Origin of the sequence: Oceanospirillum sediminis (assembly GCF_014164585.1) — a bacterium.
Lineage (GTDB): Bacteria > Pseudomonadota > Gammaproteobacteria > Pseudomonadales > Halomonadaceae > Oceanospirillum > Oceanospirillum sediminis.
In genome coordinates, this window is sequence record NZ_JACJFM010000141.1 from 1 (window position 1) to 443 (window position 443).

Sequence of the window (443 nt, forward strand, 5' to 3'; positions counted from 1 at the left end):
ATTTAGGCTATACAAAAAAGAAAAGTGGGCCACTTTTATACTTCATATCTCTTTCATTTTTATTCTGTTGGGTGCATTTATTACACGTTATATTGGCTATGAGGGCATGATGGCTATTCGCGAAGGTGCTACTGAAAATCAGTTTTTATCTCAAAAAACCTATGTTACTGGTAGAATTTTTGGTGATTTCAAAATCAATGGTGTTAGCCAAATGCGTACTATTGAAGAAGAAGTTGATTTTTCTCCAAGGCTAAACAACAGTTTAAAAATTGAAACGGATTATGGCGGACAAGATGTAACTATTGAACTTGAAAAGTTTATTGAGGGTGCGGAAGAGGATATTATTCCCGATGAGAACGGAGAGTCTTATTTAAAATTAGTAGAGGCGGGCACTAACGGACCGCACAATCACTTTTTAAAAGTAGGGCAGGTTGCTAACATTC

General features: G+C 36.1%; 1 protein-coding gene. It reads left to right on the plus strand.

The window, feature by feature from the left end; genetic code table 11:
* A partial coding sequence (locus H4O21_RS28155) for a cytochrome c biogenesis protein ResB (protein ID WP_182812466.1) occupies window positions 1–443 on the plus strand: 443 nt, incomplete at both ends.